5 protein-coding genes and 1 pseudogene are annotated in these 6,676 nt (G+C 74.6%); 1 reads left to right on the forward strand and 5 read right to left on the reverse strand.

Annotation, left to right across the window (positions count from 1 at the left end):
- Nucleotides 1-164: 164 nt before the first annotated feature.
- The 3 genes from B0E54_RS13250 to B0E54_RS13260 are packed head-to-tail and all read right to left on the reverse strand — an operon-like array spanning nt 165 to nt 3,803.
- Entirely contained in the window at nt 165-2,216 is a 2,052-nt protein-coding gene (locus tag B0E54_RS13250) for a sulfatase-like hydrolase/transferase (protein ID WP_234583692.1), read from the reverse strand.
- Nucleotides 2,209-3,639: a methyltransferase domain-containing protein gene (locus B0E54_RS13255; protein ID WP_234583693.1), complete on the reverse strand. Its 1,431-nt coding sequence runs from the start codon at nt 3,637-3,639 to the stop codon at nt 2,209-2,211. Before B0E54_RS13255 ends, B0E54_RS13250 begins: the two co-directional genes overlap by 8 nt.
- A gap of 14 nt (nt 3,640-3,653) precedes the next feature.
- Nucleotides 3,654-3,803, reverse strand: a complete 150-nt coding sequence (locus B0E54_RS13260; RefSeq protein ID WP_007459587.1) for a hypothetical protein — start codon at nt 3,801-3,803, stop codon at nt 3,654-3,656.
- A 180-nt stretch (nt 3,804-3,983) separates the two neighbouring features.
- Between B0E54_RS13260 and B0E54_RS13265 the strand changes: the two genes are divergently transcribed.
- Nucleotides 3,984-4,841: an arginase family protein gene (locus B0E54_RS13265; protein ID WP_234583694.1), complete on the forward strand. Its 858-nt coding sequence runs from the start codon at nt 3,984-3,986 to the stop codon at nt 4,839-4,841.
- Nucleotides 4,842-4,850: 9 nt separating this feature from the next.
- On the opposite strand, the gene B0E54_RS13270 is transcribed toward B0E54_RS13265, so the two are convergent.
- Both B0E54_RS13270 and B0E54_RS13275 read right to left on the reverse strand, forming a co-directional pair.
- Nucleotides 4,851-6,080, reverse strand: coding sequence for a glycosyltransferase (locus B0E54_RS13270; protein WP_234583695.1), 1,230 nt, complete (start codon nt 6,078-6,080; stop codon nt 4,851-4,853).
- Nucleotides 6,077-6,676 (reverse strand): annotated as a pseudogene (locus B0E54_RS13275) (glycosyl transferase); the annotation flags it as partial. The gene B0E54_RS13270 and the pseudogene B0E54_RS13275, both read right to left, overlap by 4 nt.

The raw sequence follows: 6,676 nt of genomic DNA on the forward strand, positions 1-6,676 counted from the left end.
TGGTTCCTCGCTTCGCCGGCAGATCTACGTTGAATTGCCTTCGCTTCTACCGTAATTGCGGCTCGGGGGACACTGCCCGCCGTGGTTCGGCGGTGAGGTATGCGTCACCCGATTCCCGACTGGGCCGCCGGGAAACCCACCCTCCCGCCAGCCGGGACGCCGGGTCAGGACAACGCGAGGCGTCGTAGCGTACCGTCCGCCGCGACCTGGTAGACGTCGAGCTGATTCGTGCCGGCGCGGAACAGCCGGTCGTCGGTGAGCAGCGCGGCGAAGCGGCGGCCGCCGGGGTCGGTCGGCACCACCGGGACCACCGCGCCGATCCGGCCGTTGACGGCGACGGCCAGGAGCGTGCCGTCCGGTATCGCGTCCGGCACGTCACCCCAGACCAGCGCCGGGAGGGTGCCGGTGTCCGGGTCGGTGGCCCGGAAGGCGGCCAGGTCGGCGACCTGGGCGCTGCCCCCGGTCGGGCCGGCGCGGACCTCGGTGCCCACCAGGGGGTGCGGTGTCGGCAGCGGCGGCGGGGTGGGCACGCCGCCGGGAAAGGTGACCACCTGCCCGGGGGTGTCGTAGAAGTGTTTCGTGGCGTCGGGGCGGGGGGCCTGCCGGGCGGAGCGGCCGTCGACGTGCCAGGGCAGGCGGATGCCGGCTTCGTCGGCGACCGTGGGCAGCAGATCGACGTGTTCCCAGTTGCGGTCGTCCACCCGGCCGGTCTGCTGCCCGGGTTCCTTCACGAACATGGGCACCCACGCGACCTCGCCGGCGGCGGCCTTGATGGCGTCCATGCCCCGGCCCTGCGCGCCCGGATGGAAGCTCACCCCGTGGTCGGCGGTGACGACGACGAGGGCCTGGTCGTAGAGGCCGCTGGCACGCAGCGTCCGCAGGGTCTCCCCGATCAGCCGGTCGGTGTAGCCGAGCTGGGCGAGGTGCCGCTGGCGGGCCAGCTCGACCCAGCCCGCGCCGTCGTTCGGCAGGTCCTCCGGGGCGTCGTAGCGTGCGCCGGACGGCAGGTACGCCCACGGGGAGTGCGGCATCAGCAGGTGCAGGAAGTGCAGGGCGGGTCGGGGCTGCGGCTTCAGGCCGGCCAGGAAGCTGGTGAACCGGGCCGGCTGGTTGTCGTCGAGGCTGTCCCAGCGGAACTTCGGATCGGCGGGGACCGGCTCGGCGGCGTCCAGGCCGGCTTCGACGCGGGTCTGCTCCCGGTAGGAGTCCTCCGGGTCGACGCGGGTGTTCGTCGGCCCGGCGACCTGACCGAGCAGTTTGCCGGTCTCGCGGACCAGCACACCGAGGCCCTGTTCGGGTGCGACGGGCTGCTCGCACCGGCTGGGTGGGCAGAGTCGGGTGATGCTCTCCTGGGCCTGGATGTCGTACAGGCCGCCGAAGGCGGTGAACAGGTTGTCCGGGTACTGCGAGTAGTGCGGCGCTACCGCCCGCGCCGGGTAGCGGCCGGTGAGCATCGCCGGCAACGCGTTGGGCGTCCAGCCGCTGACTCCGGTGGCGTTGCGGTACCAGGTCGAGCCTGCCGCCAGCTCGGCGAAGTGCGGGAACCGCGCCGCGTCGATCCGGCCGTCGCCGCCGAGGAGGCTGACCAGCGGCAGCTCGTCGAGGATCAGCATGACCACCGGCGGGTGCACTGCCGCGCCCTGCGCGGTGCCGACGGCACCGCCGTCGCCGCGGGGCAGCACGACCGCCGAGGTGGGCGAGACGAACAGGAACAGCGCCACGAAGGCCACCGGTCCGGCGGCGGCCAGTCGCAGCGCGCGGCCGGGCGAGCGCCACCGACGGTGGGCGGCCGCGCCGCCCAGACCGGCCAGACCGGCAAGCACCAGCAGGGGTACGCCCCGAAGCGGCGTCGTGTGCCGGCCCACCTGCACGGCGAGGGCGGCGAGCAGCAGCCCGACCAGCGTCGTGTGGGTGAGTGCGCGGGCGGTGCGGCCGGCCAGTCGGCTCAGTGCGCCGAGCAGCGCCACGGGCACGGTGGGCGCGAGGGCCACCAGGGCGACCAGCAGCAGGATCTGGCCGACGTCGGCGCGGTGAAAGAGGAAGAAGTCGGGGCTGCGGCCGAGTACGTCCAGCAGCGGCTGGGTGACGACCAGCCCGACCAGCGCCACGATCTCCAGCAGCCGGCCCAGCTCGCCGCGCCAGCCCCGGTCCCAGCGCCCGGGTGCCGGCGGGCCGGCGACGGGTCCCGACGGGTCGGCGACTGCCGGTTCAGCCACCCATCACCGCCCGGTAGAGCGTGCGGGTGCCCGAGGGCAGTTCCAGTCGGTCGGTGATCCGGCCCCGGGTCGCGAGGAGCCGTTCGAAGGTGTCGCGCCGGTAGTCCGGGAAGAGGCCGTCGGGCTTGTTGGCCAGCAGGCGGGTGGCCATCGGGTCGTCGGGGTGGACGAACTCCACCACCACGGCGCCGCCGGGTGCGCTCAGCCCGGCCAGCCAGTCGACGACCTCCGGCAGTGGCACGTTGCGGCCGATCGCCAGGTGGTGCACCAGGGCCAGAGCGAGCACGACGTCCGCCGACGCCCGCTGCGCGAAGCCGGCACGTTCGACGCCGCGCCAACCGCCACCGGGGGACGGGTCGGCCAGGTCGACGACCAGCGGCAGGATCCGTTGCTGCCCTTCGGAGCGCAGCGCCCGGTACAGCTCGTCGACCACTGCCGGGTCCTGCTCGACGGCCACCACGTAGTCGGCGTGCCCGGCGGCGAGTCGGGCGTACCGGCCGTCGTTGGCGCCCAGGTCGAGCACCAGGCGCGGGCGGGCGGCGGCGGCGACCGCGGTGACCACGAACTGCTCCTTGGCGACCCGGTCGCGCGCCGAGTAGCCGCAGGTGCGCTGGTAGTCCGACCAGTGGCTGCCCGACGGGCGGTGCTGCAGCCGGCGGACGAGCTTCTCGATGCCGCGTACGGTGGCCGCCTGCAGGTCCCGGGAGTAGCCGGCGGCGCGGAGTTGGGCCTTCACGTCGCTGGTGCTGGCGGCGGCGTTGCGGTGCTGCATGGCGCCGTGCAGGTGCAGGTGGGTCAGGACGCCGGGGCGCAGCCGGCGGGTTCCGCCGAAGAGGGGGCGCAGTTGGTCGGCTTCGATGCCGTCGACCTGGGCGCGCAGCCAGGGCTGGAAGTCCACGCCCAGGTGGGCGGTGAGCAGCAGCGGGTAGAGCACGGTCTGGCAGAACTGCCGGTAGCCGGCCCACGGCTCCCCGTCGCGGACCGGCTCGAACGAGCCGATGTCGATGAAGACCGGTTTCGCGCCGCGCCACTGCAGGTTGTAGGCGGAGCCGTCCTTGGTGGTGAAGCCGTTGGCGAGGGCGGTACGCAGGATCTCCAGGTGCAGCAGCGCGGCGTCGCGCAGCATGCCGAAGGACCACTCGTACGGGTGGGAGACGAACGGGATGCGCTCGTGGCGCAGCACCGCCGCCCACGGGGTGCCGGCCGCGTCGGGCACCAGCGTGGGCGGGGCGTCCTCGGTGGCGCAGACCTTGCCGGCCGAGACGAGCGTGGGAAAGAACGGGCTGGCCGCAAGGGTCCGCCAGTGCTCGGCTGCATGGGCGTCGAGCCCGCGCAGCACCTCGTCGCCGACGTGGAACACCCGGTTGGCGGGGTCGCGGAAGGAGGCGGGCTCGGGGCGTACCCCGGTGGGTGAGGTAGTCATCGTCGCGGCGACCGCTACCGCTGGTCGGTGGGTTGCCGGCGGAACCGGTCGACCAGCCGTCGCCAGTAGAGCTTGGCGGCGACCGCGGCGCCGGCCACCCCGCCGACGACGGCCTGCACGATCAGGCTGCCGGATCCCGCGTCCAGGTAGGCCAGATGGATCACCGACCGCTCCTTCCCCTCGCCCGTCTCGACACCGGCGTCCCGGGAATACAGCGGTGAGGCTTTTAACCCAGAAAGCCGGACTTGTCCATCACCGTACGCTGCTCATCTGCGCCGTCGCGGCCACATCGGAGGACTCCCAGCCTGGCCACAGAAAGCGGCCCTCCTCGGTACGCTGCGAAGGTGCGCTGGACAGTCGTGGACGCGCCACTGGACTCCTCCGGCGCGCGACGCGGCGAGGAGCGGGCCCCGGCCGCCCTGCGCCGGGCCGGCCTGCTGGACGCGCTCACCGCTGACGACGACGGGCAGGTGGACGAGGCGTGGCTCCGCGACCCGGCCCGCGACCCGGCGAGCGGGGTGATCGGGGCCGTCGGCCTGGTCCGGGCCGGCGCGGCGCTGAGCAGCCGGGTCGCCGCACTGATCTCCGACGGACGTCGGCCGCTCGTGCTCGGCGGGGACTGCGCGATCCTGCCCGGCATCTGCCGGGGCCTGCCGCGCACGACCGAGCTGTGGTTCGTCGACGCCCATCCCGACTTCCTCGACGGCGCGACATCGCCGACCGGCGAGGCCGCCGACATGGACCTCTCGGTGGTCACCGGGCACGGCCCGGCGGCCGCGATCGGCGTCGACGAGGCCCTGCTCGACCCCGCACGGGTGCACCTGCTCGGGCACCGCCCGCCCTCGGACGACGATGGCCGGGTCGAGGCAGCCCGGATCGACGCGGCGATCCACCAGGTGCCCGCAGCCGACCTGGTGCGCCGGGGCGCGGGGGCGGTCGGGGCGGCCCTGGCGGCCGGCGGCGACGAGCCGGCCTGGCTGCACCTCGACCTGGACGCGGTGGACCCGCGCGACCTACCGGCGGTGACCTACCCCGAGCCGGACGGGCTGCGCTGGCCCGACCTGGCGGCGCTCGTCACCCCGCTGGCCCGCGCCGACCGGCTGCTCGGGATGAGCGTGACCGACCTGAACGCCGACGAGGACCCCGACGGGCGCCACGCGCGGCGCGTCGTCGAGGTCCTCGCGGACGTGCTGGCCGGCTGACCGGCCGCCTCAGCCCCGCCGGTGGTGCATGCCGAGGCGCAGCAGCACGAAGCGCAGCACTGTCGCGGCCAGGTTCGCGGCCACCAGGACTGCCAGCTCCACGGGCCGGGCGGGCACGGCGACGAGCCCGTGCAGCACCGCCAGCGCCCCGCTGGTCAGCGCCAGGCCGAGCGCGAACGCCAGCAGCCCCTGCGCGTGGTGACGACCGGCGTGCCGGCTGCCGGTGATGCCGAACGTCAGCCGCCGGTTCGCAGCCGTGTTCGCCACCGCAGTCACCAGCAGGGCCAGCAGGTTCGCCGGCTGCGCCCCGAGCGCGCCCCGGGTGGCCACGAAGAGCAGCAGGTACGCCAGCGTGCTGGCCACCCCGACGGCGGCGAACCGGGTCAGTTGCCGGGGCAGCCCGACCGGCACCTGCGCCGGCGGCGCGGCCAGCGGCGCCCGGCCGAGCTGCGCGCGCAGCTCGGCCAGCGGCAGCGCGCCGGTCACCAGCGCCCGGCCGAGGCGGCCCATCCCCCGCAGGTCGGCCAGGGCGGTGGCGACGATGTCGACGCGGCTGTCCGGGTCGTCGACCCAGTCCACCGGCACCTCGTGGATGCGCAGCCCGGCCCGTTGGGCGAGCACCAGCAGCTCGGTGTCGAAGAACCAGCCGGTGTCGCGGACGTGCGGGAGCAGCCCGGCGGCCACGTCCGCGCGGATGGCCTTGAACCCGCACTGTGCGTCGGAGAACCGCGCCGCCAGCGCACCCCGCAGCAGCAGGTTGTAGGCCCGGGAGATCACCTCCCGTCTGGCGCCGCGCACCACCCGGGACGTACGCGCCAGCCGGGTGCCGATCGCCAGGTCGGAGTGGCCGGAGATGAGCGGCGCGACAAGCGGCAGCAGCGCCGCCAGATCGGTGGACAGGTCCACGTCCATGTACGCCAGCACCGGCGCGGACGACGCGGACCACGCGGCGGACAGCGCCCGCCCCCGCCCCTTGGCGTCCAGGTGGCGTACGCCGACGCCGGGCAGCTCGGCGGCGAGCGCCTCGGCCACGGCCAGGGTGCCGTCCACGCTGGCGTTGTCGGCGACGGTGATCTGGAACGGGTACGGGAAGTGCTCGGTGAGGTGGGCGTGCAACCGGCGTACGCACGGGCCGAGGTCGGTCTCCTCGTTGTAGACCGGAATCACCACGTCCAGCACCGCACCGGCGCTGGAGGACCGGGTCTGGACGGCGGCACGGGGGCCACTGAGCGCGGTCACGACGCGTCCCCGCCGGTGCTCAGGTCGTAGACGGTGACCCCGTCAACGGTCTGCGCCGTGAAGGTCTGCGCGACCCAGGTGGAGATCTCCTGCGAGGCGGAGCTGCCACCGTTGGCCCGGAAGCCGTCGCCACCCACGAAGTAGTGGATCTTGTGCTCGGCGACGTGGCGCTGGAACTGCGCGAGCGTCGGAGAGGGGTCACTGCCGTTGAACCCGCCGATCGGCATCACCGGGTCGCCGGTGGCCAACTGGTAGCCGGAGGCGTTGTTGGAACCGATGGTGGCCGCCACCCAGGTGTAGTCGTCGCTGTCGCGCTCCAGCAGCTCGCGCAGCGCGGCGCTGGGCTCGCGGGCGTCGAGCAGACCGCCCATGCCGCCCCCGGCCTCCCGGGCACCACCGCCGCCGGGCAGTCGGCCGCCGCCCGGAAAGCCCGGCACCTGAGCGCCGCCGGGAGCACCGGGTGCCTGCGTGCCGCCGGGGAAGCCCGGGAACTGCCCGCCGTTCTGATTGCCGGTGCGACCGTCGCCGCCGGGCGGTTGAGCGCCGGTGCGGCCGTCGCCGGGGAACCGCCCGCCGCCGGGGAACGCCGTGTCGCC

Source organism: Micromonospora sp. MH99, from assembly GCF_021442385.1.
Taxonomy (GTDB): Bacteria; Actinomycetota; Actinomycetes; order Mycobacteriales; family Micromonosporaceae; genus Micromonospora.

Excerpts from the sequence above, each read along its gene's own strand:
- B0E54_RS13255 (WP_234583693.1), bottom strand. The coding sequence starts at position 3,639 with ATGACTACCTCACCCACCGGGGTACGCCCCGAGCCCGCCTCCTTCCGC.